27 protein-coding genes are annotated in these 26793 nt (G+C 64.9%); 17 read left to right on the forward strand and 10 right to left on the reverse strand.

The annotated features are described in order from the left end of the window. Nucleotides 1–20 precede the first annotated feature (20 nt). Nucleotides 21–365 carry a SelT/SelW/SelH family protein gene (locus V6F88_RS04480; RefSeq protein ID WP_332608153.1) on the forward strand — a complete coding sequence of 115 codons (345 nt, stop codon included), beginning with the start codon at nt 21–23 and terminating at the stop codon, nt 363–365. A 42-nt stretch (nt 366–407) separates the two neighbouring features. Here the strand turns inward: V6F88_RS04480 and V6F88_RS04485 are convergent, their stop codons facing one another. Next, a complete protein-coding gene (locus V6F88_RS04485; protein ID WP_332608154.1) occupies nt 408–1577 on the reverse strand; it encodes an MFS transporter in 1170 nt (389 codons plus the stop codon). A 122-nt stretch (nt 1578–1699) separates the two neighbouring features. Here V6F88_RS04485 and V6F88_RS04490 point away from each other — a divergent pair, with 122 nt between their 5' ends. Beyond that, complete coding sequence (locus V6F88_RS04490; protein WP_332608155.1) at nt 1700–2185, forward strand: MarR family winged helix-turn-helix transcriptional regulator; 486 nt, start codon at nt 1700–1702, stop codon at nt 2183–2185. 97 nt (nt 2186–2282) lie between these two features. Here the strand turns inward: V6F88_RS04490 and V6F88_RS04495 are convergent, their stop codons facing one another. Further along, nucleotides 2283–2762, reverse strand: coding sequence for a nuclear transport factor 2 family protein (locus V6F88_RS04495; protein WP_332608156.1), 480 nt, complete (start codon nt 2760–2762; stop codon nt 2283–2285). After that, complete coding sequence (locus V6F88_RS04500; RefSeq protein ID WP_332608157.1) at nt 2759–3361, reverse strand: TetR/AcrR family transcriptional regulator; 603 nt, start codon at nt 3359–3361, stop codon at nt 2759–2761. Before V6F88_RS04500 ends, V6F88_RS04495 begins: the two co-directional genes overlap by 4 nt. A gap of 514 nt (nt 3362–3875) precedes the next feature. Here V6F88_RS04500 and V6F88_RS04505 point away from each other — a divergent pair. Continuing rightward, entirely contained in the window at nt 3876–4028 is a 153-nt protein-coding gene (locus V6F88_RS04505; protein ID WP_162941212.1) for a hypothetical protein, read from the forward strand. 311 nt (nt 4029–4339) lie between these two features. Further along, nucleotides 4340–4972, forward strand: a complete 633-nt coding sequence (locus V6F88_RS04510; protein ID WP_332608158.1) for a fused MFS/spermidine synthase — start codon at nt 4340–4342, stop codon at nt 4970–4972. 103 nt (nt 4973–5075) lie between these two features. Here V6F88_RS04510 and V6F88_RS04515 read toward each other — a convergent pair whose 3' ends face one another. Then, nucleotides 5076–6107, reverse strand: a complete 1032-nt coding sequence (locus tag V6F88_RS04515; RefSeq protein WP_332608159.1) for a porin — start codon at nt 6105–6107, stop codon at nt 5076–5078. 9 nt (nt 6108–6116) lie between these two features. On the opposite strand from V6F88_RS04515, the gene V6F88_RS04520 reads away from it, so the two are divergent. Beyond that, a complete protein-coding gene (locus V6F88_RS04520) occupies nt 6117–6380 on the forward strand; it encodes a hypothetical protein (protein ID WP_332608160.1) in 264 nt (87 codons plus the stop codon). Nucleotides 6381–6547: 167 nt separating this feature from the next. Here V6F88_RS04520 and V6F88_RS04525 read toward each other — a convergent pair whose 3' ends face one another. Then, nucleotides 6548–8098 (reverse strand): sensor domain-containing diguanylate cyclase, encoded by a 1551-nt coding sequence (locus V6F88_RS04525; RefSeq protein WP_332608161.1) that lies wholly within the window; start codon nt 8096–8098, stop codon nt 6548–6550. Nucleotides 8099–8224: 126 nt separating this feature from the next. Beyond that, complete coding sequence (locus tag V6F88_RS04530) at nt 8225–9304, reverse strand: site-specific integrase (RefSeq protein WP_332608162.1); 1080 nt, start codon at nt 9302–9304, stop codon at nt 8225–8227. 281 nt (nt 9305–9585) lie between these two features. Between V6F88_RS04530 and V6F88_RS04535 the strand changes: the two genes are divergently transcribed. Then, nucleotides 9586–10647: a DNA-binding protein gene (locus V6F88_RS04535; RefSeq protein WP_332608163.1), complete on the forward strand. Its 1062-nt coding sequence runs from the start codon at nt 9586–9588 to the stop codon at nt 10645–10647. 167 nt (nt 10648–10814) lie between these two features. Here V6F88_RS04535 and V6F88_RS04540 read toward each other — a convergent pair whose 3' ends face one another. Continuing rightward, nucleotides 10815–11012, reverse strand: a complete 198-nt coding sequence (locus V6F88_RS04540) for a hypothetical protein (RefSeq protein ID WP_332608164.1) — start codon at nt 11010–11012, stop codon at nt 10815–10817. Between the two features lie 247 nt (nt 11013–11259). On the opposite strand from V6F88_RS04540, the gene ydiK reads away from it, so the two are divergent. The 5 genes from ydiK to V6F88_RS04565 all read left to right on the forward strand — a co-directional run bounded on the left by ydiK (nt 11260) and on the right by V6F88_RS04565 (nt 16326). Further along, nucleotides 11260–12405, forward strand: coding sequence for an AI-2E family transporter YdiK (ydiK, locus tag V6F88_RS04545; RefSeq protein WP_332608165.1), 1146 nt, complete (start codon nt 11260–11262; stop codon nt 12403–12405). A 146-nt stretch (nt 12406–12551) separates the two neighbouring features. Beyond that, nucleotides 12552–13277: an RNA pseudouridine synthase gene (locus V6F88_RS04550; RefSeq protein WP_104145503.1), complete on the forward strand. Its 726-nt coding sequence runs from the start codon at nt 12552–12554 to the stop codon at nt 13275–13277. Nucleotides 13278–13400: 123 nt separating this feature from the next. Then, nucleotides 13401–14525 carry a S66 peptidase family protein gene (locus V6F88_RS04555; RefSeq protein WP_442880155.1) on the forward strand — a complete coding sequence of 375 codons (1125 nt, stop codon included), beginning with the start codon at nt 13401–13403 and terminating at the stop codon, nt 14523–14525. A gap of 136 nt (nt 14526–14661) precedes the next feature. After that, nucleotides 14662–15006, forward strand: coding sequence for a helix-turn-helix transcriptional regulator (locus V6F88_RS04560; protein WP_332608166.1), 345 nt, complete (start codon nt 14662–14664; stop codon nt 15004–15006). A 12-nt stretch (nt 15007–15018) separates the two neighbouring features. Then, nucleotides 15019–16326: a type II toxin-antitoxin system HipA family toxin gene (locus V6F88_RS04565; protein WP_332608167.1), complete on the forward strand. Its 1308-nt coding sequence runs from the start codon at nt 15019–15021 to the stop codon at nt 16324–16326. A 3-nt stretch (nt 16327–16329) separates the two neighbouring features. Here V6F88_RS04565 and V6F88_RS04570 read toward each other — a convergent pair whose 3' ends face one another. Genes V6F88_RS04570 through V6F88_RS04580 form a run of 3 tightly spaced genes read right to left on the reverse strand, consistent with a single transcriptional unit; the run spans nt 16330 to nt 19159 of the window. Then, a complete protein-coding gene (locus tag V6F88_RS04570) occupies nt 16330–16794 on the reverse strand; it encodes an Rrf2 family transcriptional regulator (RefSeq protein ID WP_332608168.1) in 465 nt (154 codons plus the stop codon). Between the two features lie 50 nt (nt 16795–16844). Then, entirely contained in the window at nt 16845–17750 is a 906-nt protein-coding gene (locus V6F88_RS04575) for an SAM-dependent methyltransferase (protein ID WP_332608169.1), read from the reverse strand. A gap of 59 nt (nt 17751–17809) precedes the next feature. Further along, the gene (locus V6F88_RS04580) at nt 17810–19159 is read right to left on the reverse strand and encodes an APC family permease (protein ID WP_332608170.1); all 1350 of its coding nucleotides are present in this window, start codon (nt 19157–19159) and stop codon (nt 17810–17812) included. Nucleotides 19160–19582: 423 nt separating this feature from the next. Between V6F88_RS04580 and ku the strand changes: the two genes are divergently transcribed. The 6 genes from ku to V6F88_RS04610 all read left to right on the forward strand — a co-directional run bounded on the left by ku (nt 19583) and on the right by V6F88_RS04610 (nt 26787). Continuing rightward, nucleotides 19583–20566 (forward strand): non-homologous end joining protein Ku, encoded by a 984-nt coding sequence (gene ku / locus V6F88_RS04585; protein ID WP_332608171.1) that lies wholly within the window; start codon nt 19583–19585, stop codon nt 20564–20566. A 1-nt stretch (nt 20567) separates the two neighbouring features. Beyond that, nucleotides 20568–23114 carry a DNA ligase D gene (ligD, locus tag V6F88_RS04590; protein WP_332608172.1) on the forward strand — a complete coding sequence of 849 codons (2547 nt, stop codon included), beginning with the start codon at nt 20568–20570 and terminating at the stop codon, nt 23112–23114. Beyond that, nucleotides 23111–24226: an acyl-CoA dehydrogenase gene (locus V6F88_RS04595; protein ID WP_332608173.1), complete on the forward strand. Its 1116-nt coding sequence runs from the start codon at nt 23111–23113 to the stop codon at nt 24224–24226. The genes ligD and V6F88_RS04595 overlap by 4 nt, the downstream gene beginning before the upstream one ends. Continuing rightward, a complete protein-coding gene (locus tag V6F88_RS04600) occupies nt 24214–24813 on the forward strand; it encodes a class I SAM-dependent methyltransferase (protein ID WP_332608174.1) in 600 nt (199 codons plus the stop codon). Before V6F88_RS04595 ends, V6F88_RS04600 begins: the two co-directional genes overlap by 13 nt. Then, on the forward strand, nt 24810–25487 hold the full coding sequence (locus V6F88_RS04605; protein WP_332608175.1) for a glycosyltransferase: 678 nt from the start codon (nt 24810–24812) through the stop codon (nt 25485–25487). The genes V6F88_RS04600 and V6F88_RS04605 overlap by 4 nt, the downstream gene beginning before the upstream one ends. Nucleotides 25488–25662: 175 nt before the next feature. After that, nucleotides 25663–26787: a DNA ligase-associated DEXH box helicase gene (locus tag V6F88_RS04610; RefSeq protein WP_332608176.1), complete on the forward strand. Its 1125-nt coding sequence runs from the start codon at nt 25663–25665 to the stop codon at nt 26785–26787. The last annotated feature ends 6 nt before the right edge of the window (nt 26788–26793 follow it).

Consider the following 26793-nt stretch of genomic DNA (forward strand, 5'->3'; position numbering starts at 1 on the left):
CGGGCATAGAATATTTCGCCATGAGCACACCTGCCTTCCGACCCCGCATCGTCATCCTTTACTGCACCCAATGCCAATGGCTGCTGCGTGCCGCCTGGATGGCGCAAGAGCTGTTGTCGACGTTTTCCACCGATTTGGGCGAAGTCGTCTTGCAGCCAGGCACGGGTGGCATATTTCAGATCACCTACAACGGCGACCTGATCTGGGATAGAAAGGGCGACGGGGGCTTTCCAGACGCCAAGATCCTGAAGCAACGCGTACGCGACCGGCTGGATCCCACCCGCCCGCTGGGCCATATTGACGGCCATACCGGCGGCGGGCTGGCTGGCCCGTTGGCCGACCCCGCCATCACGCCTGACGACTGATCCATCGCGTCACGCCCGTTGCATGGTGCCGCGCACACATTGTCATGGCTTGCCGTACGCATGTGGAACGCGTAGTCGCACGGCGAGAACGAACAAGATCAGGCAGATACCGGCCATCAGCATCCATGCCGGCCGCAGCCCGGAAAGATGCTGGCGTATCACGCCCGCCGCAAAGGGAAACAGCGCGGCGATCAGGTAGCCCACACCCTGCACGAAAGAGGCAAGGCTGCCGGCCTGCGCGGGCGTGGCCGCGTGGTCCATCGTGACGATCAGCGACAGCGGAAACAGCGCGCCGATGCCCAGCCCGGCCAACACGGCGGCGGGCCATGCCAGCAAGAGGGGCGCGAAGAGCAGTCCCAGCAAACCCAGCAGCAGCAAACCGATGGCCATGAACAGCGCCATCCGGCGGTCGTGCAAGCGGCCGATCGCCACCGACACCAGCAAGCCCGCCCCGATCTCGGCCACCGTAACGGCGCCCAGCAATTGCCCGGCCGCCGCCGGCGTCCAGCCCAAGGCCGTGTAATAGGGCGGCAGCCAGGCCAGCACCAGCGTGTAGGCGCCGGTGCCCAAACCAAAGAACACGGCCAGCAACCAGCGACGCGAACGCGCGGTGTGCGCATGGCCCGCCGCGTTTGCAATCAAGGGGGCCACAGCGCCAACCCGGTTCACCGCCAGCCAGCACAGCAACGCCGCGGCCGCGGGCATGGCCCAAGCGGCCAGGGCTTGCGGCCAGCCGACGCGCTGAGCCAGAACGGGCGACGCTACGCTGGCCAAGGCGGCGCCGCCCATGATGGCGGTGGAATACAGGCCCATGATGGCGCTGACACCGGACGAGAATTGCGCCTTGATGAAGTAGGGCAGCAGTGCCTGCGTGACCGCGATGCCCAGCCCGGCGATAACGCCCGTCAGCAACATCAGGTTGGCGTCACTGGCCCACAGACGGCACGCGGTGGCCGCCATCACCAGCGCTACGCCGACGGCGATGCCGTGATGTTCGCGCATCCTGCGGCGCAGCGGCGCCACGCTTAATGCGCCCAGTCCCATCACGAACACGGGCAGTGCTGTCAACAGTCCCGCCGCGCTGTCGGACAGCGCAATGGCGGCTTGAAGTTGGTCCAGCAAAGGGGGAATGGAAGCCAGGACGGGGCGCAGGTTCAAGCCCACGAGGATGATGGCGGCAATGCGCCAGGCGTTCAAATAAGTCGATGACACAACAGCTCCGTGGCCGGCGGCACGCGTGGCTGGGGGTTGCTGCAATGCCGTCCGGTAAAGTATCTTGGCGTCAAGATATTTGGATTGTATCTTGACGTCAAGATAAACGGAGAGAGAGAACCGTGGACAGAGCAAGCCGTGCCGTCGAGCAATGGAACCGCGAACGCCCCGAGCTGGACGTATCCACAATGCGCGTGCTGGGGCGTTTGGGCGAATGCGCGCTGGTGATCACGCGCGACCGCATCAACCCGCTATTTGCGGAATTTGGCCTACAGCCGGGTGAATTCGACGTGTTGGCCACGTTGCGCCGTAGTGGCAAGCCGTACGCGCTGACCCCGACGGCGCTTTACGAAGACGCCATGATCTCGTCGGGCAGCATGACGAACCGCATCGACCGTTTGGAAAAGGCGGGCCTGGTGGCCCGCACACCCAGCCCCCACGATGGCCGCGCCACCCTGGTGATGCTGACGCGCGCCGGCATCAAGCTGATCGACGAGGCACTGTTGGCCCACCTGAAAAATCAGGCGGACGTGCTGGCGCCGTTGACTCAGGCTGAACAGGAACAGCTGAGCCGGCTGCTGGGCAAGCTGCTGAAGGCGTATGAGTGATTGCGATGAATGATTGCGATGGAGCAGGGGGGCGCGGGCGGGTGGCGGATGGCGCCCGTGGAAAAGCTGCACCGGTGCCCCGCCCGCAATGATCTTGTCACAGCCCCAATTCGGATAAGCCGGGGTGGTCGTCCGGACGGCGGCCCAGCGGCCAGCGGAATTTTCGGTCGGCTTCATTGATCGGCAAGTCGTTGATGCAGGCGTAACGATGGATCATCAGCCCGTCTTCGCCGAACTCCCAATTTTCATTGCCGTACGAGCGGAACCAGTTGCCGGAATCGTCATGCCATTCGTAGGCGTAGCGCACGGCGATGCGATTGCCGGCGTAGGTCCAAAGTTCCTTGATCAGGCGGTAGTCCAGTTCCTTCGCCCATTTGCGTGCCAAAAATGCGCGGGCCTCGTCCCGGTTCTTGACGAATTCCGCGCGGTTGCGCCACTGCGTGTCCAGGCTATAGGCCAGCGCCACCTTGTCGGGGTCGCGGCTGTTCCAGCCGTCTTCAGCCAGCCGCACTTTTTGCACGGCGCTCTGGTGGGTGAAAGGCGGCAGGGGTGGGCGGACGTTCGGTTGGGATGTCATGGGCGAACCTCTTGTGGGGGAAAAAGGGCGGCGGCGGCGCGTTGCGCGGTGGCGGTAACGGACACATCGCCCGTGACCAGCGCCACGGCGATAGCGCCGTCGATCAGCACCAGCAGTTGTCGCGCGGCTTCGTCCGGGTCGGCCAGGGCGGCCGCTTGCGTCAGGCCGCGCACGTGGTCCAGCAGGCGTGCCTTGTGCAGGCGCGATACCTGGCGGATGGGGTTGGCCGGATCGCTGATCTCGCCTGCCGCGTTGATAAAGGCGCAGCCGCGAAAGCCGTCGGATTCAAACCATTCTTGCAGCGCATCGAATATGGACAACAAGCGGTCGCGCGGCGCGTCGGCCCGCGTGGTGGCGTGGACGAACCACTGCATCCAGCGTTCGTCACGCGCGGCCAGCGCCGCCGCCACCAGCGCGTCTTTATTGGGATAGTGCTTGTACAGCGTTTTGCGTGCCACGCCCGAGGTCTTCACGATGAGATCCATGCCGGTGGCGTGGATGCCGCCTTGGTAAATCAAATGTTCCGTGGCGCGCAGCAGCCGTTCCTGTGTCTGCGTCATGGGTTCAAAGGCGAAGGCGGGGGAGGTCGAGGAGGGCATGTCCAAACTGGAACTCATCGGAGAGAACGATCATTCTGCATGTAATGCGAGCATCGTAGAACGGTCATTCTCGGTCGTCAAGCTATAGGGCTTAAGCCATTATCTGCTTGCTTTTTCACCGATAAATATGTTAAGATCTTTTAATTGCCAGCCAAAATAAAGCCAGCGCCTATAAAGGCAACGTCTATAAAGGCAGCGGCTATAACGGCAACGTCTATAAAGACACGTCTGAAAGAATAAGAATAAAACCGGCAAGGGCTTTTGGCCGGCAAACTCAGTTTGCTTTTTGTTTTGCATTGCCCCCTTTTGAATGCCCCGGCTGAAGCAGCAGTTTTCGCCCAAGCCATCCAGTAGTAACCCCTTAGTACCGCGCAATACCCCGCGCAGTACCCCCGCGCAAGACTACGCAATACCTTGCGCACCCCCCGCAATTACCGGGCATTCTTGGCACGCTTGAACCCGTGGTGCATTGCTTTGGCGGGAAAGCCACGCACCCACGCATAGGAGAACGCTCATGTCGCATCAACTGGTTGGTAAAAAGTGGCGCTTCGAGGTTCCGCCCCTGAACTGGACGGCCCCTGACGCGAACAAGGAATCCGAAATCGATTCCATCGACGCGGATTCCGAAACCTCTGAAGACAGCGATACGTCGCGGTCATCCAAGTAGTTCTTCTAGCTGCGCCCGCCCATGCGGGCGTAGTTCTTGCCTAGCAAACACCCAGACGGCGCGCCTTGTGTGCGCCGTTTGAACGTGTAGCGCGCGACTTCCTCTTTCCCCTTTTTGCTCGAATTCCGTCAACGCCTTGTCGCGTCGGCGGCTTTTCGCTTGGGTGCAAGCGTCGCACGCAGCATCACCTCTTTGCCAGTGAGCCTGGAATGCCTGAAAACACTTCGAGCAATCATCAAGTCCGACCCTTCGTTTACGCCACCTCGACGTCACGGTCATTGATGTTTTCGCACTCTGAGATCCAAAGCCGCATGTGGACGAAAGACCCGGCGGCGCTCAATCTGGAATACACCCGCATCATGATGGCGTTCTTGCTGTTCAACCCAAACCCGCGCCGTATCGCGATGGTCGGGCTGGGAGGCGGATCGCTGGCCAAGTTCTGCTATCAGCATCTGCCGTCCGCGCGCATCGACGTCTACGAAATCAACCCGCATGTAATCGCGTTGCGCGATTCCTTCCATGTGCCGCGCGACGACGACCGCTTTGCGGTCCTGCAAGGCGATGGCGCCGAATTGATCCAGCAATATCAGAACGAATATGACGCGGTGCTGGTCGATGGCTATGACATCAATGGCCTGCCGACCCAGCTGACGACCGACGCCTTCTATGAAGCCTGCTTCAACGCCCTGGCGCCAGACGGCATGATGGTGTGCAACTTTCATGCCTCGAACTTTCAGTTCAGCACGTACCTGGGGCGTATCAAGAAACAGTTCCTGGGCTCGGTCATCGAGGTTAGCGATACGTCTTGCGCGCACAGCATCGTCTTCGCCTGCCGGGGCGACACCCTTAAACGGCGCACGGGTTTGCCCAAGCGCAAGCCTGACGGCATGAGCGCCGACATGTGGCTATGCCTGTCGCCTACGTACTGGCCGATGCTGGTCTAGCGTCTGCGCTTGTCGGCCGCGCTTCAGCCCGCTGCCCTAGCCACTTTCGCGGCTGGGGCAGCGTTTTTAAGCAAGCCCGGCAAGCTGCCGGGCAGGGCAGGGCTTAGAAGTGGTGGCGCAGGCCCACCACCGATTGCAAGGTATGGGATTGCCGGCGATCCACGCGGTCCAGCAAAGCATAGAAGTTGGTGCGCTTGGACAGGTCATGCTCGTAGCCCAAGCCCCAGCCCTTGATGCGCGAACTGGTCGCCCGCTGGTAGGCGGCCAACACCTTACTGCTGCCGCTGACCGGCACGCTGACGCCGCCCACAAAGGTATTGACGCGGCGTACGCCCGCCGACGGCCCCACGTTCGGATTGCGCAGGTTGCCGTAGCCGGCATGCAACTTCATCCAATCGAAGTCGTAGGCGGCCGCCAGTTGTACGTTGCGCGAGTTCAGCTTGCCCGGCACGCTGGCGTCGGGATTCAAGTGTTCATAGGTCAGCGCGGTGGACAAGGGCCCGTCGCGATAGCGCAGGCCGGCGGTCCAGACGCGGTCGTGGTCGGCGGTGGCGAATTGATCGTTCTCGTGTGCCTCGAAGCTGTAGCCCACGCCTGCCTGCCATCCCGCCCAGACGGGCGTGCGGTAGATGAACGCGTTGTTGACGCGGCCGCCAGTGCCGAAGTCGCCGTCGTTGTAGCCGGACGTGACGGATGCCGACGCGCCGCCCCACGAGGTGCCGAACGGCGAGGCGACGCCGCCCCAACTATCGCTGAGGACCTGCTGGCGTCCCGCGCGCACTTCCCCAAAATCCCCCCGCAGGCCCAGATAGGCCCAGCGTCCGAACAGTCGGCCTTGCCCCTGCGTGCCGTCCGACGCGTGAAACCCGCTTTCCAAGCGGAAGAAGGCGCTGTAGCCGTTGCCCAGGTCTTCGACGCCGCGCAGGCCCCAGCGCGACCCGGATTGCGTGCCGTCGCGCATGCCCACATGCGAGCGCGACGAGGTGTCGGCGTTGTCATGCCTGCGTTCGAAGGCCAGGCCCAGGTCGATGACGCCATACAGCGTGACGCTGGTGGTGGACGCGTGTGCCATGCCGCCCGTCAAGGCGGCCAATGCGACGGCCAGCGCACCGCGCTTCATGCTTGCTGCTTTCATGAGTACCCCATGTTGATGTTGTGTTGCGTTGGACAAAAGGCTCCCTGGCGGCCGGCCAAAAGGCGGGTCGCTAAGGACGTGGAAAGCGCGTGGAAAGAGCGCGAAAAGAACGCGAAAAGAACGGCAGCCGGACGTGAAGCCGAAACCGGGAAGCCGCGTGAACACGACGGCGAAGGCGAAAAAACCCGAAACGCGATTGCCCGTCAGCGGCTAGTCATTAACATCGCAATGACCATGGCGCATTATGGTGAGCGTCGCCGCGTAATCAAATAAGACGACTACGAATATGAGTGTCAGGGAGCAGCGTGAATGTCGTCATAGCCCTAAGCAGGACGAAATCACCGCAAGAAAACGACGGCCGTGCGGGGCGCGGTCGTCAAATCAGGATGCATTGCGCATCCTGGGTCCGGTGTGGATAGCCTCCGGCACAGGCCGGCGCCTCACGCGCCGTGCACCACCACCCGGTTCCGTCCTTCCGCCTTCGCCGCATACAGCGCCGCGTCGGCCGCCTGGAAAACCTGCGCGATATCGCCGACCGACGTGCGCCATTGCGCCACGCCGGCCGACACGGTAATGCCGCCCACGCCGGACACCGGCTGGCCCGCCGTGTGCTTGCGCAGGCGTTCGGCCACGTTGGCCGCTTCTTTCACGCCCACATTGGGCAGCAGCATCAAGAATTCTTCGCCGCCACTGCGGCAAAGCACATCCGACGGACGCGAACATTGCCGCATCAGGTCGGCCATCCCGCGTATCACCTCGTCGCCCTTGGGGTGGCCGTAGGTGTCGTTCACACGCTTGAAGTGGTCGATGTCCAGCGCCACCACCGTGAACGGCGTGCCGGCCGTTTGCAGATGGTCAACCGCATCCTGCATGCCGCGCCGGTTGCGCAGCGCGGTCAGTGGGTCCGTCATGCTGGCCTGGTTCAGCTTGCCGATTTTGTCCTGCAAGCTTGAGATGCTGGCCATCACGGCGCGCTTGAGCCGTTCCGCCTCGAAGTACCAGGCCTTGACCGACTGCACGCGCTGCATGGCCACGCCCACATCGTGGTGTTCAACATTGGTGGCCAGCTGCGACAGGGGCAGGGATATCAGGCGCGCGCACCACCAGATGGCCAGCAGGAACGCCACGGCCAGGGGCGCCGCGTAGCCGATCAATGCCCAGATCAATTCGTAGATGGGTTCCAGCGTCACGTGCGCCGGCCGCTGCGCGATGATGCCCCATCCGCTTAGTGGCTCGGGCGCGTAACCGGCCAGCATGTCCACGCCCTTGGTGTTGATGACGCGTTGCGAGCCCGCCTGACCTTGGGTGACGGCCGCGACGACCGGGTTGCGCATTACGTTTTCACCGACCCGCGTCGAGTCGACGTGATAGATCAGGTGGCCGTCGCTATCCACTACGAACAGGTAAGAACCATCCAGATAATGGTGCTTGCCCAGCAGTTGTTGCAGCGCGCTGTCATTGCGCAGATAGATGGTGCCCGCGATGTAGCCCAGGTATTTGCCGTCATTGGAATAGATGGGGTGCGACAGGTTGACCAGCATGTTGCCCGCGATCGACACATACGGCTTGCTGATCAACGGCTGCCGTGCGCGCAACGCGGCACGGCTTCCGGGGCTGTCCAGCCGCGTGCCCAAAAAATTGCGGAACGTCTGCGTCGTGGCCAGTAGGATGCCGTCCGCGCTGATGACGCCGACCGAGTTGAAGTCGTTGGCCTGTTCCTGCAAACGCGCGACTTCGGCGGCCAGCACATCGGGCGCGTCAACCTGCGTAGCCAGGTGGCGCGCGCTGTAGGCCAGTTGCTGTTGCGCCGACTTCAGAAAATTCGTGGTGCTTTCGGCCAGCTTGGCCGCGTAGACCCGGTTCGATTCCAGCGTGTTGGTGATGAGCTGGTCGCGCTGCACCAGATAGCTGGCGTACAGGGCATTGGCAGTGGCCGCGATGGCGCTAAGAACGGTAAGCGCAAGCACAAGCCCGCGTAGATTGATTCGCATGGAGTTTTAGTTGGGCGGGAATCAGGTAAGGACAATGGACGACAGGGCAACGCCGGCGCGGCAGTGGCGCGCGATGCGGAGCAGGCGGCGGCGCGGCCCCAGGTTTACGGCAAAAGGCGTGGGCATCTATAGGGCGTCGCGGTCGGGTTCGTCCAACAGGCGGGCGGCCGGCGAATGGGCCGCGGCGCCGGCCCGGAAGTACCCCATGACCGTCGCCACGCTGGCATGACCGGTCATCGCCATGGTGTCGCCCAGCGGCACGTTCTGTCGACCCGCTTCGGTGACAAAGCCGGACCGCAGGCTGTGCGCGGAAAAGTCCCCATCCAGGCCGGCCAGCTTGCAGCGTTCCAGCACGATGTCGCGCACGGCGGCAGCCGCCAGTGGTTCACCCACGACGTCGCCGCGCCGTACCCGCCGAAAAATCGGGCCCTGGTCGATACCGCTGGCGGCAAGCCAGGCGTCCAGCGCCTTGGCGGCGGACCCGGTAATGGGTTTTTGGTCGTCGGCTCGGCGGGCGCCAGCCTGGTTGGTCTTGGATTGGGCCAGGCTATATAGATAGCCGTCTGCGGTGCGTACCACGTTCTCAATCGTGGCCCGCACCACCTCGGATCGGCGGCGGCCGCCGCTGGCCCAGGCGAACAGCAACAGCGCGCGGTCGCGCAATCCCCGCAGCGACGCATCGCAGGTGGCCAACATGGCTTGCAGGGGTTCACGCGTCAGGGCGGCTTTCTTGGCGGGCGCCATGCCCCGGCGGGCGTAGGCGCGGCGCGTCTTGGCCAGCAATTCGCGTACGGAAGGCGCGCGGCAAGGGTTGGGACGGCCATGCAGCTCGTGCGCCTTCGACAGTACCGACAGGCGTTGCAGCAGCGTGTTCAAGCTGGGCGGCCCTAGCCGGCCTTTGGCCTTCAAGCGCACCAGCTCCTGGTCCAGCGCCAAGGGCATTTCCCATTTCAAGCCTTGCTCCGTGGCGCGCTGTGCGTGGTCCACCACGAACTGGATGACGGCAGCCTCGGGCAAGGGCAGGGCGAAGCGCTGGCCGTAGCGCAGTTCGAACCAGGCGCTCCAGTACCGGATCGCGGCTCGGTAACTGGCCGCCGTGTTGGCCGAACTGCCTTCGCGCATCAGCCCGCGGACAGCGGCGTCCGCCTGGGTATCCAGGGCGTGCGGATCAAGCAAGGGCAGCGAAGCCAGCAGTTTCAACGACATCGGAACGGGCACGGGCAGCAAACGGGAAAGACTTCAGCACTATACGGAAGCAGCCGGGTTTCGGGCATGGCTTGGGACCGGACAAGCGCGGAGCAGTCGTTTTTGCGGCTTTTTTGCACCTATCCCGACGGATGCCGACCGCAAAACATAATGTGTATTAAGACATACGTACACTGTATGATATCAAACAGAGACACCGAGTAAGTCGCGATAAGGTTCCATTATCGTGACTAATTCAGCTTAAAACGCGCGCGAAATGCGGCGATGACAAGGAACTGGCAATGGCCACAGGAATCACCCAGAACGACGTTTGGACCGCCGCGGATGCGCTATTGCTGGAAGGGGCGCGCCCCACCATCGAGCGTGTGCGGCAGAAAATCGGCCGTGGCTCGCCCAATACCGTCAGCCCGCACCTGGAAACCTGGTTTCGCGCCTTGGGCGCCCGCATCAAGGACCCGGGCGCGTTTGCCGCGCCACCCGCTGTGCCCGATCCCATTGCCCAAGCCGCCACCCACTTCTGGGAAGCCGCTTTGGCCGAAGCCCGCGCGCAACAGGCCGACGCGTACCGTGAACGCTGGAAGGAGCTGGCCGACGAAGGCGAGCGGCTGGCCCAGCAAGCCGAACAATTGCAGCAGCGCGACGCCCAATTGGCGAATCGCGAAAAAGACCTGGAAGAGGGCCTGCGTGTGGCTACGGCACAACTGGCGGCCACGGAAGAGCGGCTACAGGCGGCAGAGCGAGCCGTGCGTCAGCGCGACGAGCAACTGAAGCAGGCGCGGGGGCAATTGCAAGACGCACAAAGCGCGGTACAGACGCTGCTGACCGAAGCCGAAAAGATGCGGGGCGTGCATGCGCAGGCGGTGGACGCGTTGCAAGCCCGTCATGCAGCGCACGAAAGGCGCTGGCTAAACGAATTGGATGCGGAACGCGAAGCGGCAAAGAAGCTGCAATCCCGCCTGGACGACGCTCAGTCGGCGGCGCAGAAACAGGCCGAACAGCACCTGGCGGCATTGCGTCAGGCGCAGGACGCCCGGCGCACCGCCGAGAAAGCGGTGGAAGAATCGCGGGCGGAAAACATGGCGCAACAGGCGCGGCACGCCAGCGCTCAGGCTGCCGGCCAAGCCGCCCAAACGGCCATCCAGAACGCGCTGGCCTCCGCTCAGGATGCTTTGGCCACGGCGCGGCAGAACGAGCAGGCGCTTTTGGCGCGCCTGGCGGCAGCGGACGCGCAGGCGGCAGCGCTGCTGGCCCAGTTGCAACAAAAGGACGAGCAGCTGGCCGAATTGACCCGCCATCTGATGGCCGACGCCGCCCAGCTCAAGCGCCCGGCCTCCCGCTCGTGACGGTGGGCTATCAACGCCCGACTATCAACGCCCGACTGTTAACGCCCGACTGTTAACGCCCGACTGCTGAACGCCCAACTGCTGGCGCCCGACTGCTGAACGCCCAACTGCTGACGCCCGACTGCTGAACGCCCGACTGCTGACGTCCGACTGCTAACTTACCGCCGTTAACGCCCGGGGTAATTCCCCTGGAACGGCGTGTTGTCCGGTTCGCCGAAGTTCTCCGAATGGTAGTTGGCGTGATCCCGCTGCATGGCCGGCGCGCCTTGCTGGGTCGAGCTGTAGGAACTGGGTGCGGTGCAGCCGGTCAGCGTCACGGCCAGCAGCGCGGCGGGGATGACGGCAAAAAGGGTCAAGGACCTCATGGCATACCTCCAAAGAGATGCCGCCACGGGTGCGGCCGCCAGACAGTCCGGGGCCGTCGCCACCCCACGTCGGCGGCAAACGGCTGCCTAGCAAGCTGCATTCCCACCCGTGCGATTGCCCCTGTAAGTCGGCCTGAATTTGCGATAAATTCCGATAGACGTGTCCACGATGCCTCACGGGCATCCGCCCATTCGTAGCGATGCGTCGTCATGCGGGGCGCATTGGCCGCCTTGCCAGGAGCATCGGGTGAATCCACGTCCTACAGTTGATCTGGCCCGCATTCTGCTTCTGATTGTCATTCTTTCCGCCTTGATGATCGGCAGCCTTTATGTGCTTAGCCCGTTCCTGCCGGGGCTGATCTGGGCGACCACCATCGTGGTGGCGACGTGGCCGGTGCTGCGCGCGGTGCAGGTGCGCTGCGGCGGGCGCCGGTGGGCGGCCACGGTCGTCATGTTGCTGATTCTGCTGTTCGTCATCGTCCTGCCGCTGTATCAGGTAATTGCGACGCTGGCCGAGCATAGCGGCGCCATCATGGCAGCCGTCAAGAGCCTGCCCGACTACACCTTGCTGGCGCCACCAAGCTGGATCAGCAGTGTGCCGGTCGCCGGCCCCAGGCTGGCGCAGGAATGGCAGACCTTGTCCGATGCCGGTGCAGGCGGTCTGCTGGCGCGACTGGAACCCTATCTGACCATGGCGGCCCGCTGGCTGTTGAGCCATGCGGCCATCGTCGGCGTGTTCGTCATGCACATGCTGATCACGATCGTCATCGCCGGCATTCTTTATAGCCGGGGCGATGCGGCGGCAGAATTCGTCAAGCGCTTCTCAAACCGGCTGGCCGGTGAGCGCGGCGTTGCGGCGGTACGGCTGGCCGGCGCCGCCGTGCGCGCCGTGGCGCTGGGTATCGTGGTGACGGCGGTGGTGCAATCCGTGCTGGGCGGGGTAGGGCTGTGGATTGCCGGGGTGCCGGCCGCCGGCATCCTGACCGCGCTGATGGTGATGCTGTGCCTGGCGCAACTGGGCCCGTTTTTGCCGATGCTGGGCGGGGTGCTCTGGCTGTTTCAGAACGACATGAGGCTGGCCGCCATTTTGCTGTTGATCTGGGCGGTGCTGGTGGCCATGCTGGACAACCTGCTGCGGCCCATGCTGATCAAGCGCGGCGTGAATTTGTCTTTGCTGCTGATCCTGTCCGGTGTGCTGGGAGGCATGTTTGCGTTTGGCATTGTGGGCCTGTTCATCGGCCCGGTGATCCTGGCGGTGACGTCGACCTTGCTTAAGGCCTGGATCGACGAAGTGCCGCCGCCCGCCACGCCCATCGACCTTCCCGACGCGTCCGCTGTCGCCGCCCCGGGCGACGTGCTGGCGCGCGCGGGGTCGGTCGGCGAAAAGGCGTAACATCTGCCTGACACGGCGGGCGCATAGCCCGCTTTTTTGCAACGCCCCGCGCAATACCCCATGACGATGCACCCGTTTCTGCCCCACACAGGCACCTTTCACCTTCTTCAAACCCCGGCCACGCCCGCCGCCCAGGGGCCGCGACAATGACCGAAAGCGTACGCTTGGCCAAGCGACTGGCCGCGGATCTGTCTTGCTCGCGCGGCGACGCCGAACGGTATATCGAAGGCGGGTGGGTGGCCGTGGATGGCAAGACGGTTGAAGAACCCGGCGCGCGCGTGGCTCCTGGCCAGACCGTTGCGCTGCTGCCCGGCGCCAAGCTGGAAGACATTAAGCCCGTGACGGTGCTGGTGCACAAGCCGGCCGGCACCTATGCCGACAACGAGCCCGGGTCCGCGCTGGACCTGATCATTCCCAAGAACCTGATGCCCGGCGACCGCTCGGGCCGGCGCTATCTGAAACGCATGTTCAACGGCCTGAAACTGGTCACGCCGCTGGAGCGCGCGGCCAGCGGCCTGGTCGTCTACACGCAGGAATACGCGGTGTCGCGCAAGCTGATGGAAGAGGGCAAGTTGGTCGAGCAGGAATACGTGGCGCAAGTCACGGGCAAACTCAGCGACAGCGACCTGGCCCGCCTGCAACGCGGTATGGCTTTTGAAGGCCGCGCCGCCACGCCCATGAAGGTCAGCTGGCAGAACGAAACCCATCTGCGCTTTGCGCTGAAGACGCCGCCGCTGGGCTTTATCGAGTACGTGTGCGATACCGCCGGCTTGCAGTTGCAGCAGCTACGCCGCATCCGCATCGGCCGCCTGCCCCTGGCGGGCATGGCGGCGGGCCAGTGGCGTTATCGGCTGGATTACGAGCGGTTTTAAGCCGCGGCAAGCACTGAAAGCACTGAAAGCACTGAAAGCACTGAAAGCACTAAAAGCACAGCACGCACAGCAAGCCCCAGCCAGCCTCAGCACAAGCGAACCGCAACCATGACCCTGCCTGGCATGCCCCCGTTCCCTGCCGATTCCGGGCGCCGCGGATTTTTGAAACAGGGCGGGGCCCTGTGCCTGTCGGCGTTGGCGCTGGCCGGTTGCGCCGGCCGCGCGCCCACCGGCCATCACACGCCGGCCAACCCCGCCTTGCAACGGCCCACGCCGCCACCGCCCCCGAACGGCAAGGGCGCGTCGCCCGTGCCCGCTTTGCGGCCCGGCGCGCGCGTGGCGATCGTGGCGCCCGCGTCGGCCGCCACCAATGCCAGTGACGATGCCGCTGAATGGCTGGAAGCCAGAGGCTATGTCGCCCAGGTCATGCCCGCCAGCCGTGGCCGCCTGGACCCTCCCTACGAATATCTGGCCGGCAGCGATGCCGACCGGCTGGCGGACTTGCACGCGGCCTTCGCCGACCCCGGCGTGGGCGCCGTGTGGTGCCTGCAAGGCGGATTTGGCTCATGGCGCCTGCTGAATCATCTGGATTACGGCCTGCTGCGTCGGCACGCCAAGCCGCTCATCGGGTATAGCGACATCACCGCGCTGCACCTGGCCATCCAGCGCCATGCCGGCTTTGTGACGTTTCACGGGCCGATGCTGGCGCAGGACCTCTTGGCCGGCAAACGCGAGCCCACGGAATCCAATGTGTGGGCGATGGTCGGCGGGCAGATGGGGCCGGGCTCGTGGATTGCGCCCCCGCAGGATTCGTTACCCACCGAACTGGTGCCGGGCGTGGCCAGCGGCCGGCTGGTGGGCGGCAACCTGGCGCTGATCGCGGCGCTGACCGGCACCCGCAACGACATCGACACGCGCGACGCCATCCTGTTCATCGAAGACGTCAATGAAGCCATCCCCCGCGTGGACCGGCTGCTGGCGCAGCTGGCGGCGGCGGGCAAGTTCGACGGGGTAAAGGGTTTGCTGGTCGGCAATTTCACTCGGCTGGGGGTGCGCATGGACGACGATCAAGCGCAGGGGCTGCTGTACCCGCTGATTCTGGAACAGTTTCGGGCGCGCAACATACCGATCCTGGGGGCATGGCCCAGCGGTCATGGCGACCCCAACCTGACGCTGCCGCTGGGTGCGCAGGTGACGTTGGACACGGCGCGAGGCGCGTTGCGGCTGGACCAGGCGGTGGTGGTGTAAGGACTGGGTTTTGTCCTTATAAAATGCACCATTAATCGTATAAATACCGTATCTTTGCGCTATTAACGATTCATATATCCATGATAGATGACGCATTAATCGTGCATTTCCGTTCGCGCGGCTCTATTATTGCGTCATGAAAAAGAAGCTCGCCCCCAGTTTCGATGCCGCCGAGGCGCTAGTACGCCTGGGCGCCAACATCCGCACCGCCCGCTTGCGGCGCGCGGAATCCGAAAGCGTCCTGGCCGACCGCCTGGGCGTCTCGCGCGCTACCATCGCGCGCCTGGAACGCGGCGACGGCGGCGTCTCGCTGGCCCTGGCCGTTGAAGCGCTGCTGCAATACGGCTATGGCGAACAGGTATTTGCGTTGGGCGACCCCGAGCAGGACGGCGTGGGCAAACGCCTGGACGCACTGCGGCGGCCAAGCCGGGGCAGCGGCGGCGCGCTGCACACGCATCGCGCCGATCCGTCCAAGCTCTAGGACGCATCCGGCATGGCACGTGCCCGCAAGCTCAAATCGGTGGAAAGCGAACTGTTCGTCTACGTCGACATACGTGGCGAAGCGGTGCTGGCCGGCGTGCTGACGCTGGACGACTCGTCTGAATCGCTGTTCTTTGCTGAATTCACCTATGTGCAGTCGTATGTGAACGACCCCCGCGCCTTCGCGCTGGACCCCTTGAACCTGCCGCTGATCGACGCCAAGACCACGTTTCGCACCGAAAGCCGCTATGAAACGCTGGGCGCCATCTTCGATGCCGCGCCCGACGCCTGGGGCCGTAACGTCATGCGGGTGGACAAGGCCGGCGCCCGCGTCACGGAAGACGAAGTGCTGCTACGCGGCCGGGGCATGGGCGTCGGGGCGTTGTTCTTCAGCGCGCGCCTGTTGACGCCCAACATGCGCAAAACCTACCGCTTGCCCGAAGTCAGCCAATTGGAATCCTTGGCCGATCTGTTGACCGACATCGATCAGGGCGTCAAGCCCAAAGGCTTGTACCGCGACATCCTGGGTAGTTCGTGGGACATCGGCGGGGCACGCCCCAAGACCATCGTGCGCGACGAAGCCGGCGAAATGTGGATCGCGAAGTTTCCGCGCCGGGGCGATTCCTACGACCGCCAGCGCATCGAATTCGCCAACCTGCAAATGGCGCGGGCCATCGGGCTGACCGTACCCGAAATCCGGCTGACGGAGACGCACCTGGGTGCGGTACTGCTCACTCACCGCTTTGACCGCGAACTGCTGCCGGCGGCGCCAGGCGCGACGCCCGTTGTCGCGCGCCGCCATTTTCTTAGCGGCGCATCGCTGATCAGCCCGCCCGTGCGCATCGGCAAACGGGACCTGGATGGCCCGGAGGGCAGGGCCACCTATGCCTATGCGCGGCTGGCTGACGTGACGCGCCGCATTTCGTCCAACCCCGTGCAAGACCTGAAAGAGCTATATGCCCGCATGGTGCTGAACGTGGCCGTGCACAACACGGACGACCACCTGAAAAACGTAGGCTTCCTGAAGGACAAGAACGCGCACACCTATCGCCTTTCGCCGCTGTTCGACGTCGTGACGCAGGAAGGCTCGGCGCGCCATTACCTGCATATCGGCACGGATGGGCGCGACAGTACGTTTCAGAATTGCCTGACGCAGTATCGGCGCTTCGGCCTGCGGTCAGAGGCCGCCGCGCAGTCCATCGTGGACGCGGTGCGCAGCGTGGTGGCCCAGCGGCACCGGTACTACGAGGCCGCCGGCATGGCGCCGACAGAGATCGCGCTGGTGGAATCCACCTTGGCGGCGTGGCGCGCCGGGCAGTAAGTCTCAGCCCGCCGTTGGCCCATGCCAATCCACCTGCCGCCCGTCCTTGACCATGCCTTCATGAAAATCCCGGCTTAGCGCGGCCAGCGTGACGCCGCCAAAACGCGCCATCAACAAGGCTTCGGCTTCTTCAAACGCCCCGTCCAGCGCCTTGTTCACGGCAGCTTCCACCAGGCAGCCCGGCGATTCGCTGCGGTTGCCCATGGCGAAGATCTCCGGCGCGCCCAACGCTTCATAGATGTCACGCAGGGTCACGGCGTTGAAGTCGCATGACAGCGTCCAGCCGCCGCCGTGGCCTTTTTCAGAGCTGACCAGCTGCTGGTCGCGCAGCCCCGCCATGATGCGGCGGATGACGACCGGGTTGGTCTGCATCACCCGACCCAGGTCTTCGGACGTCATCGGGCCGGGCGCCTCGGCCATATGAAGCAGGACGTGAAGCACGCCGGAAAGTTTGCTGTCTCTTCTCATGCAACGGATGCTATTGCATGAGAAGGCGCGGGGTCAAACCCGCGCGGCAATCATGCCCGCGTGGCCGTCCATGCACCCTTGCCGGCAGCCGTGCCGCTCATCGTCTTACCGTTGACCTGGCCGTTGTAGCGCACCCCGTTGACAGTGAACGAGATGGCGTTGCCGTCCAGCCGCGCGTCCGAAATGTCGCTTGCACCCAGCTTGCCGGACAGCATCTGGTAGCGCTGGGTCAGGCGCAGCGTCTGTCCGTCAACTTCCCATTTACCTTCCACCTTGGCCGGCACGATCCACAGTAGCGCCGTGCAATAGGTCGAGCAGTCCTTGGTGACCGTCTCGGAAGCGTCCGGCTCCCAGTCGCCCATGCGGAACGTGTTGGACACCACACGCGTGCCCGGCTTCAGTTGCAACAGCGTGGGGCGCAGCTTTTCATTGATCGTGGACAGCAGGAACATGGTGATGACGTCGGCTTTGGACAGGTCCGTCTGGAACAGGTCCGCCGCCACAAACGTGGCGCGGTCAGCCACGCCGGCGCGCTGCGCATTGCGGCGCGACAGTTCCACCAGGTCGGGGTTGTATTCGATGCCTTGCGCGGTCAGCCCACGCTGCGCCGCCGTGATGACGGTGCGGCCATCGCCCGAGCCCAGGTCCATCAAGCGGTCCTGCGGCGTGACCTTGGCCATGTCCAGCATCTTGTCCACCAGCGACTGCGGGGTGGGCACCCAGATGACGTCCTTGCCGTCCTGACCCACGTCCGGCACATAGTCATCCTTGGACGCGCTCTGCGACGCGTTCTGGCCGGCGGACTTGGCGGCGGGCTGCGCCAGCGCCGACGCCACGAAAGCGAGGGACAGCGCCATGGCAGTGGCGGTGGCAATCAGGCGGAATCTTGACCGGGCCTGGGCATCGGCGGCGGGCAGGCGGCGGATGGAAACGGCTGGGCGGGGTGAGGCTTGCATGATGGCTCCTTGTGGATCGGATGGCGGAAGGTCAGCGGTCAGACGGCGTAAGTCATCAATCAACCCGGCAGGCGGGCCGGCTTCAAAAAATGCAGCAAGGGCACGCCGGCCGCCAGCACCGCCAGGCCGATCAGCGCCCCGGCGCCCGCATACACGGCGCTGGACACCACGAGGCCGGCGCAGGTCAGGCCCAGCAGCAACGGGGGAAGGGGGTAGAGCGGCACGCGGAACGGCCGGGGCCGTTGCGGATCGCGCTGGCGCAGCCGCCACACGGATGCCGCCACCAGCAGCATGAACAGCCAAAACACCGGCGCCGTATAGGCCACCAAGGTCTGCACGCTGTTCTGGCTGAACGCGCCCAGGCTCACCAGCGCCAGCGTGATGGCGCCCTGTACCAGCAGCGCGGCCACCGGCGTTTCGTTGCGTGCGCTCCAGCCGGATAACGCATGCAGCTTGGGCACGTCGCGGCCCAGCGCGTAATACACGCGTGCCCCGGTAATGATGGTGCCGTTGATGGTGCTTAGCGCCGTGGCGCAGATCGTCAGGCTGAGCAGCGCCGCGGCGTAGGGGCCGGCGGCCAGCTGCATCACGTCGGCGCCCAGCGCGGGGGTATCGCGCAGCCCCTGCAAGCCGAAGATCTCCAGCAACGCCAGGTTTGTCAGCACGTAGGCGCCCGTCACCACGGCGGTGCCGATCAGCAATACCCGGCTCATGTTGCGCCCCGGATCGCGCAGTTCGCCACTGAGATAAGCGGCTTCGTTCCAGCCGCCGTAGGTCAGCAACACAAACACCATGCCCATGCCCATCAACCCGGCCGGGCTGCCCGTCAGCGCCGCCGGGGTGGCCACGACGGCCGTGTCGCCAGCCGATGCCGACAGGCTGGCCACCAGCACCGCGCACAGCGCCAGCAGCGTCAAGACCGTAAATACCCATTGCAGCCGTTTGGAATAGCGGGTACCCACCACGTTCAGCGCCGTCAACGCCACCACCGATATCGCCGCGTGCAAGGCCGGCCCGTGCGCGCCCAGCGGCATCAGGCGTTGGGCGTAGTCACCATAGATGTAGGCCACCACCGCAATGGCGCCCGTCTGGATCACCGTGCATCGCGCCCAGGCGAACATCAAGCCTACGCGCGCGCCCCAAGCCCGGGTCAGGTACAGGTATTCGCCGCCCGCGCCAGGGTAGGCCGACCCCAGTTCCGCGTAGCAAAGCGCGCCGACCAGCATCACCAGCCCACCCGCGCACCACAGCGCGATATACATCGCGTCAGAAGTCGCGTGCTGCGCCACCAGCGGTGGAAAACCGAAGATGCCGATCCCCACAACCACCCCGACCAGCACCACGGTGGCATCCATGACGGACAAGCCGGCGGGGGTGGCGCCGTCGATTGTCTTGGCGGCGCCGGTCATGGCCGGGCCCCGGGTGCGTGGCTGAATGTTGACGAACGCGGCGGGGCGACGCGCGGGCAGGGCAGGGTCATCGGAACCTCGCGGAAAGGGTCGGAAGCCAGCCACGCGGGCCAGTCTGACAGTTGCCTGAACAAGAACAAATTGCGACTGGACGGCAGCAGAAAAAGTTTCTGCGGGTTTTCCCTTTCCCAACTCCGCGTACGCGCGGTGGTGCATTTCGCACAGTTGGAATCAACATCATAAACATGCGCTAAGTCGTTGAATACCTAGCTGAAAAACCCATCGTTAAAGTCAAATAGTTAAAGTAAATTCTTGGGTCTGCCCCGGCGGACCCGTCCGGCAATCCCTGGTTTTTTTCTTTTGTTTACGTTCAGGCCCAGGCATGGCACTTGCTGGGATGCGCGTAAAAAAGAGGAGCTGATCATGGCAACTAGAACCATCTGGAAAGGGGCAATTTCGTTTGGCCTCGTCCATATACCGGTTGGCCTGCACACCGCCACCACCGACTCCGGCGTGGACTTCGACTGGCTCGACAAGCGCTCGATGGACCCGGTCGGCTACAAGCGCATCAACAAGCGCACCGGCAAGGAAATCGACAAGGACAACATCGTCAAGGGCGTGGAATACGAAGACGGCCAGTACGTGATCCTGTCGCCCGAGGAAATCAACGACGCCTACCCGCGCACCACGCAGACCATCGAGATCCAGCAATTTGTCGATGCCGGCGACGTGCCGTTCGTGTATCTGGAGCGCCCCTACTACATCGCTCCCATCAACAAAGGGCAGAAGGTGTACGCCTTGCTGCGCGACACGCTGACCAAGACCGGCAAGATCGGCATCGCCAAGGTAGTCATCCAGACCAAGCAGCATCTGGCCGCGCTGATTCCGTCTGGCGATGCGCTGGTGCTGAACCTGATGCGGTGGGGCGACGAGGTCAAGTCCATGGACGACCTGGACTTGCCCAAGGCGGGCTCCAAGGCCATGACGCCCAGCGCCGGCGAGCTGAAAATGGCCCAGATGCTGGTCGAGGATATGGCGGGCGAATGGGACCCCGAACAGTACAAGGACGAGTTCAAGGCCGCTGTCATGGAACTCGTGGACAAGAAGGTGAAGGCCGGCAAGACCGAAACCGTGATCGAGCCGCAAGAGGAAGCGCCCGCGTACGCCGATAACGTCATCGACCTGACGGAGTTGCTGCAACGCAGCTTGAAGGGCGGGGCGAAGAAGTCCGGCGATGCGGCCAAGGGCGGCAGCAAGGAAAAGCCCGCCGCGAAGAAATCGGCGTCGGGCACGACAGCGTCCAAGACCTCTGCCAAATCCTCCGCCAAGACGCCCACCAAGTCGGCCTCGAAGAAGACCACCACCAAGAGCGCAAAGACCTCGACCAGGTCGCGCAAGGCGGCGTGATATGGCCGACAGTCTTAAAACCTATCGCCAGAAGCGCAACTTCCAAGTGACCTCCGAGCCGATGGAGGGCGGGCAGGCCAATGAGGAGGCGCGCGCGTTTGTCATCCAGAAGCACTGGGCCAGCCGGCTGCATTATGACTTTCGGCTGGAGCTGGACGGCGCCATGAAAAGCTGGGCGGTGCCCAAGGGGCCGTGCTTTGATCCGTCGGTCAAACGCATGGCGGTGCAGGTGGAAGACCACCCCATTGCCTACAACCAGTTTGAAGGCCAGATTCCGGAAGGGCAGTACGGCGCGGGCAAGGTCATCATCTGGGACGAGGGCGTGTGGACCCCCGTGGGTGATGCGCGCAAGGGCTATCGCGAAGGCCACCTGAAGTTCGACCTGCAAGGCAAAAAGATGCAGGGGCGCTGGGCGCTGGTGCGCATGAAGGGCAAGGAAAACGACAAACAGCCGCCGTGGCTGCTGATCAAGGACCGAGACGCCCATGCCCGCCCGGAACGCGAATTCAGCGTGGTCGATGAAATGCCGGACAGCGTGGTGCCGCTGCGGGACAACGAGGGCTCCGATGCCGATACCGCCGGCGACGCCCGGTTGCCGGGCCGCCCGTCCGACCTGCCCGATACCTTCAAGCCCCAATTGGCCACGCTGGTCGAAGGGATGCCGCCGAACCCCGACGAATGGCTCTACGAATTGAAGTTTGACGGCTACCGCCTGCTGGCGCGCATCGAAGGCGATTCGGTCAAGCTGTACACCCGCAACGGCCACGACTGGAGCGCCAAGCTGCCCCACATCGTCCAGGCTTTTGCCCGGCTTCCCGCCAAATGGGCATGGGTGGATGGCGAAGTGGTGGTGCTGAACGAGCAGGGCGTGCCCAGCTTTCAGGCGCTGCAAAACGCCTTCGACAACGACCGCACCGGCGACATCGTGTTTTACGCCTTCGACCTGCCCTATATCGGCTTGCGGGACCTGCGCGACGAACCCCTGACCGTGCGCCGCGACTTGCTGGCGCAGCTGATGGAAACCTCCGACGACGACCACGTGCGCTTTAGCGCGGCCTTCAAGGAAGCGCCGTCCAACCTGGTGGCCTCGGCTTGCAAGATGGGGCTGGAAGGCATTATGGCCAAGCGGCCGTCGGCGCCCTATGTGTCGCGGCGCACGGATAGCTGGCTGAAGATCAAGTGCGCCCAGCGGCAGGAATTTGTCATCGTGGGGTACACCGCGCCGCAGGGCAGCAGGGAAGGGTTGGGCGCGCTGTTGCTGGCGGTGCACGAAGACGATGGCTCGCTGCGCTATGCGGGCAAGGTCGGCACCGGCTTTGACACCCAGGGGCTGCTTGCCTTGCACAAGCAGCTTGCCGCCATCCAGACCGACAAAAAGTCCGTCAGCGGCGCGCAGGCCAAAGGCGTGCAGTGGGTCAAGCCGGAATTGGTAGCCGAGGTCTCGTTCAGCGAATGGACCAGCGGCGGGCATATCCGGCATTCCGTCTTCCGGGGCTTACGGCAAGACAAGCCCGCGCGCCAGATCACTCGCGAACGGCCGTCGCCCCCGCCCGAGGCGGACCCGGCGTCCGATTCCAGCAAAGCGCCGGCGCGCAAGACGAACACGAAGACAAAGACGGCTGCCGGTGCCCAGCCAGACCGCCCCAAGCCCACCGCCCCCGCGCGCGCCAAGCCGGCCCGGCTGACCAACCCGGACCGCGTGATCGACCCGTCCACCAAGCTGACCAAGCTGGACCTGGCTCGCTTCTACGGCCTGGTTGCGCCCCTGATGGTCGAACATTTGAAGGGCCGCCCGGTGTCATTCCTGCGCGCGCCCGCCGGCATCGACGGGCAATTGTTTTTCCAGAAGCACCTGGAAGCCGCGATGCCGGGCGTCAAGTCTTTACCCAACCGGCTGGACCCGGATCATCCGCCGTTGCTGGAGGTGCCCACGCCCGAAGCCATCATGTCGGCCGTGCAGATGAACGTGGTGGAATTCCATACCTGGAATGCCGTGAAGACGGCCATCGACAAGCCCGATCGCGTGCTGTTCGACCTGGACCCGGGCGAAGGGGTCAAGTGGGCGACGATGCAGCAGGCCGCGCGGCTGGTGCACACCATGCTGGACGAACTGGGCCTGCAAAGCTGGCTGAAAACCAGCGGCGGCAAGGGCCTGCACGTCGTGGTGCCGCTGCGCCGCCAATACGATTGGGACACCATCAAGTCGTTCGCCCAAGCCGTGGTGGTGCATCTGGCCCGCACCCTGCCGCAGATATTCGTGTCCAAGAGCGGTCCGAAGAACCGCGTGGGCAAAATCTTTGTGGACTATCTGCGCAACGGCTTTGGCGCCACCACCGTGTCGGCGTGGTCGGCGCGGGCACGGCCCGGCCTGGGCGTATCGGTGCCCGTCACGTGGGATGAACTGGACAAGCTGTCCAGCGGTGCGCACTGGACCATCAGCAACATTCACGAACGGCTGGATTCGGCCAACACCCCGTGGGACGACTATGCGCCGCAAGCGGTGGGGCCTGCGATGGACGCGCTTGGCTTTGAGCGCGGGGCCTCATGACGGGCGCCGCCGGATTGCCGTCGCAAATTACCCGATTGCTGGGCGAACTTGCCGCCCCGATCGACCCCGGGGCGGCCCTGCGCCAGCTGGTGCAGGTTGGATATGACCAATTGCCGCTGCCCGGTGGCGGCGCCACGCTGGCCCGGTGGCAGGTTTTGGCCGCGGTGGCCGCCATCGACCTGAGCCTGGTCAAGCTTTATGAAGGACACACGGACGCGTTGGCAATCCTGGCCGAAATGCACGCCGCCACGCCCCTCGCAAACTACGCCGCACCGGGCAGTATCTGGGGCGTGTGGTGCGCCGAACCGCCGGACTTCCGTGTCAGCCTGCTTTGTGGCAAAGAGAGTGGCAAAGAGGCGGGCATAGAGGAAGGCAAAAACGGCCTGCGGCCCCCTGGCGCGAATGCCACGCACGAGCCCGCTCCACACCCCACCGCGCGCCTGCGTGGCGTGAAAGCCTGGTGTTCCGGCGCGGCCACGGTCAGCCACGCCTTGGTCAGCGCGTGGGACGAGGCCGGCAGGCCGTGTCTGGCCGCCGTGGCGATGCACCAACCGGGCGTTACCGTTACCGACGAGGGCTGGCACGCCGTAGGAATGCGGGCGTCGGCCAGCGTGAACGTGGTGTTCAACGACGCCGTCTGTATGCCGGTGGGCGCACCCGGCGCTTACGTGGACCGGCCCGGCTTCCTGCGCGGCGGCGTGGGCGTGGCGGCGTGCTGGTACGGCGCGCTGACGCGGATCGCCGCTGCCGTCCAGGCGGCCATACCGGCGCACTCTGTCGACCCGCACCGTCTGGCGCATATGGGCGCGATCGACGTGGCGTTGGACCAGGCACGCGCCGTCCTGCGCGAGACCGCCGCCGCCATCGACGCCAATCCCCAAGACACCTGCGCGCTGGCCTGCGCCCGCGCGCGGCTGGCGGTGGAAGCCGCCGCCACCGATGTCATTGCGCGGGCGGGGCGCGCCTTGGGCGCGGGGCCGTTGTGCCGCAATGCCGGCTTTGCCCAGGTAATGGCCGACCTGCCGGTGTTCATCCGGCAAAGCCACGCCGAACGCGACCAGGCCGCGCTGGGTCTCATCGTTCGCACGGAGCAAACCCCATGGCAACTGTAGGCGTGGACCATTTCGAGGCCCTGTACCGGCAGCATCCCGACCCTTGGCGCATCGCCAGCGCCTGGTACGAGCGACGCAAGCGCGCTTTGTTGCTGGCCTCGCTGGCGCGCGAGGAATACGCGCACGCGTTCGAGCCGGGCTGTGGCAACGGCGACCTGACGCTGCCGCTGGCAGCCCGATGCCGGCACGTATGCGCCGTGGATTTTGCCGGCACCGCCATCGACCGCTGCCGCGCGCGTCTCCACGAGCAGGGCATGGCCCATGTCGAGGCGTTGGCGCTGGAGCTGCCCCGCGAATGGCCCCCCGTGCCCGATGGCGGCTTTGACCTCATCATCGTGTCCGAGCTGGGGTACTACCTTGACGACACCGCCCTGACGGCGTTTTTGCAAGGCATCGACGGCTGCCTGGCCGCCGGCGGGGAACTGGTTGCCTGCCATCTGCGGCCCGATTTCGACGACCGCCAACAGGCCACCGACGCCTTGCATGACGCGCTGGGCTCTTTGCCCGGCATGACCCTGCTGTTCGAATACCGGGAAGACGTTTTCCTGCTGAACGGCTGGCAACGACAGCGGAAGGATGACGCATGATCGGTATCTGTATTCCCGCGCATAACGAAGAACAGCATATCGACGCCTGCCTGCGCGCCGTGCTGCGCGCGGCGCACCACCCGGAACTGCGCGCCGAGGCCGTGCGCATCGTCGTGGTGCTGGACCATTGCGAGGACGGCACGGCCGAACGGCTGCGCCACCATCCGGTGCAATGCCTGGCCATTCAAGCGCGTAACGTCGGCGTCGCGCGTGCCCAAGGCGCCCGCCACCTGTTGCGCGCGGGCGCGCGATGGCTGGCGTTTACCGACGCGGATACCCGCGTGTCGCGACGCTGGCTGGTGGATCAGCTGTCATTGAATGCCGAGGTCGTGTGCGGCACCGTCGGCGTGTCGGGCTGGAGCGAGCACGGCGTGCACGCGCAGCGCGCGCGGCAGGCATTTGAAAGGGCTTATCAGGATAAGGACGGGCACCGCCATGTGCACGGGGCCAACCTGGGCGTGGCCGCGCACGCGTATCGCCGCATTGGCGGCTTTGATGCGCTGCCATGCAGCGAGGACCAGGCGCTGGTAAATAGGTTGCAGCAGGGCGGGGCGCGCATTGCCTGGTCGAACCTGCCGCGCGTCCTGACCAGTGCGCGCCCGCATTCGCGCGTGGAAGGCGGCTTTGCCAGCGCGCTGCGCGGCGGCTGGGGCGCGGGCGACAGCACCGGCTAGCGCCCCGCGCGCACCGCGTATTACCTCACCATGGCGCCATCGACATCGCCACGGACAGAACGACAACCAGTACCAGGAACAGCAGAATGTGCTTCGTGCGCATAAGACCTCTTGAAGTATCGTGACTAAGACAGGCAACCTCGTTATCAGCACAACTCATGCCCGGAGGCGATCGATGCAGGATGTCGTGCAATTGCGGCCTGAAGGCCTGTACTGCCCGGCCGGCCGGTTTTACATCGACCCCTGGCGGCCGGTCGCCACGGCCGTGTTGACGCACGGCCATGGCGACCACGCCCGCGCGGGCATGGGCTGTTATCACACCAGCGCGCAAGGCTTGCCGATTCTGCAATGGCGGCTGGGGCAGCAGGATTACCGGGTGCATGAATACGGCGAATCCTTCACGTTGGGCAATGCGCGCGTGTCCTTGCATTCGGCGGGGCACGTGCTGGGGTCCGCCCAGGTGCGCATCGAAGTCGACGGCCAGGTGTGGGTGGTGTCGGGCGACTACAAGCGCCAGCCGGATCCCACCTGCGCCCCGTTTGAAGTCGTGCCCTGCGACACCTTCATCACCGAAGCCACCTTCGGCTTGCCCATCTACCGCTGGCCCGACACGTCGGACGTGGCGCGCGACATCGTCCAATGGCGCGATCATTGCGCAGCCCGTGGCGAGGCCGCCATCCTCTATTGCTACGCGCTGGGCAAGGCGCAGCGCGTGTTGGCGGAACTGGCCCCATGGATTGACCGGCCCGTCTACCTGCACGGCGCCATCGCGGCCGGGGTGGACGTGTACCGCCAAGCCGGCATCGCCATGGCCGACACCCGCCTGGTGATTGACACAAGCGGTACGCGGGCGGGGGCTGCGGCGGGCGGTCCGGCGACGGGCGATCCCGCGGCGGGCGACCCCGCGGCGGGCGATCCCGCGGCGGCCGCTGCCGCGGCGGCCGCTGCCGCCGCGCTTGCCGACGCGGCCGCCGTCGCCAAAGCCGGCTTTGCCGGTGAACTGATCCTGGCGCCGCCGTCCGCCGCCGGCAGCAGCTGGTTGCGGCGCTTTCGCAAGGCGCAGCATGGCTTTGCGTCCGGCTGGATGCGGCTGCGCGGCAACCGTCGGCGCCGCAACATGGACCGGGGCTTTGTCGTGTCGGACCACGCCGACTGGCCGGCCTTGCTGCGCACCATCCGCGAGACCGGCGCGCGCCGCGTCATCGCCACCCATGGCGACACGGACGCGCTGGTCCGCATCCTGAACGAAACCGGCACGGCGGCCGAAACCCTGGCCACCCAGTACGGCGAAGACGATTAACACGGC

The organism is Achromobacter sp. ESBL13, assembly GCF_036668755.1.
In the GTDB taxonomy this organism is placed as follows: domain Bacteria; phylum Pseudomonadota; class Gammaproteobacteria; order Burkholderiales; family Burkholderiaceae_B; genus Achromobacter.

What these genes read in the sequence shown, in the direction of transcription:
- V6F88_RS04495 (WP_332608156.1), bottom strand. Translation starts at nt 2,762, where the DNA reads ATGACATCCCAACCGAACGTCCGCCCACCCCTGCCGCCTTTCACCCAC.
- V6F88_RS04565 (WP_332608167.1), top strand. Translation starts at nt 15,019, where the DNA reads ATGGCACGTGCCCGCAAGCTCAAATCGGTGGAAAGCGAACTGTTCGTC.
- V6F88_RS04515 (WP_332608159.1), bottom strand. Translation starts at nt 6,107, where the DNA reads ATGAAAGCAGCAAGCATGAAGCGCGGTGCGCTGGCCGTCGCATTGGCC.
- V6F88_RS04605 (WP_332608175.1), top strand. Translation starts at nt 24,810, where the DNA reads ATGATCGGTATCTGTATTCCCGCGCATAACGAAGAACAGCATATCGAC.
- V6F88_RS04595 (WP_332608173.1), top strand. Translation starts at nt 23,111, where the DNA reads ATGACGGGCGCCGCCGGATTGCCGTCGCAAATTACCCGATTGCTGGGC.
- V6F88_RS04610 (WP_332608176.1), top strand. Translation starts at nt 25,663, where the DNA reads ATGCAGGATGTCGTGCAATTGCGGCCTGAAGGCCTGTACTGCCCGGCC.
- V6F88_RS04525 (WP_332608161.1), bottom strand. Translation starts at nt 8,098, where the DNA reads ATGCGAATCAATCTACGCGGGCTTGTGCTTGCGCTTACCGTTCTTAGC.
- V6F88_RS04550 (WP_104145503.1), top strand. Translation starts at nt 12,552, where the DNA reads ATGACCGAAAGCGTACGCTTGGCCAAGCGACTGGCCGCGGATCTGTCT.
- V6F88_RS04500 (WP_332608157.1), bottom strand. Translation starts at nt 3,361, where the DNA reads ATGCCCTCCTCGACCTCCCCCGCCTTCGCCTTTGAACCCATGACGCAG.
- V6F88_RS04520 (WP_332608160.1), top strand. Translation starts at nt 6,117, where the DNA reads ATGTTGATGTTGTGTTGCGTTGGACAAAAGGCTCCCTGGCGGCCGGCC.
- V6F88_RS04555 (WP_442880155.1), top strand. Translation starts at nt 13,401, where the DNA reads ATGCCCCCGTTCCCTGCCGATTCCGGGCGCCGCGGATTTTTGAAACAG.
- V6F88_RS04570 (WP_332608168.1), bottom strand. Translation starts at nt 16,794, where the DNA reads ATGAGAAGAGACAGCAAACTTTCCGGCGTGCTTCACGTCCTGCTTCAT.
- V6F88_RS04560 (WP_332608166.1), top strand. Translation starts at nt 14,662, where the DNA reads ATGAAAAAGAAGCTCGCCCCCAGTTTCGATGCCGCCGAGGCGCTAGTA.
- ligD (WP_332608172.1), top strand. Translation starts at nt 20,568, where the DNA reads ATGGCCGACAGTCTTAAAACCTATCGCCAGAAGCGCAACTTCCAAGTG.
- V6F88_RS04480 (WP_332608153.1), top strand. Translation starts at nt 21, where the DNA reads ATGAGCACACCTGCCTTCCGACCCCGCATCGTCATCCTTTACTGCACC.
- V6F88_RS04505 (WP_162941212.1), top strand. Translation starts at nt 3,876, where the DNA reads ATGTCGCATCAACTGGTTGGTAAAAAGTGGCGCTTCGAGGTTCCGCCC.
- V6F88_RS04540 (WP_332608164.1), bottom strand. Translation starts at nt 11,012, where the DNA reads ATGAGGTCCTTGACCCTTTTTGCCGTCATCCCCGCCGCGCTGCTGGCC.
- V6F88_RS04575 (WP_332608169.1), bottom strand. Translation starts at nt 17,750, where the DNA reads ATGCAAGCCTCACCCCGCCCAGCCGTTTCCATCCGCCGCCTGCCCGCC.
- V6F88_RS04600 (WP_332608174.1), top strand. Translation starts at nt 24,214, where the DNA reads ATGGCAACTGTAGGCGTGGACCATTTCGAGGCCCTGTACCGGCAGCAT.
- V6F88_RS04535 (WP_332608163.1), top strand. Translation starts at nt 9,586, where the DNA reads ATGGCCACAGGAATCACCCAGAACGACGTTTGGACCGCCGCGGATGCG.
- V6F88_RS04530 (WP_332608162.1), bottom strand. Translation starts at nt 9,304, where the DNA reads ATGTCGTTGAAACTGCTGGCTTCGCTGCCCTTGCTTGATCCGCACGCC.
- ku (WP_332608171.1), top strand. Translation starts at nt 19,583, where the DNA reads ATGGCAACTAGAACCATCTGGAAAGGGGCAATTTCGTTTGGCCTCGTC.
- V6F88_RS04510 (WP_332608158.1), top strand. Translation starts at nt 4,340, where the DNA reads ATGTGGACGAAAGACCCGGCGGCGCTCAATCTGGAATACACCCGCATC.
- V6F88_RS04580 (WP_332608170.1), bottom strand. Translation starts at nt 19,159, where the DNA reads ATGACCGGCGCCGCCAAGACAATCGACGGCGCCACCCCCGCCGGCTTG.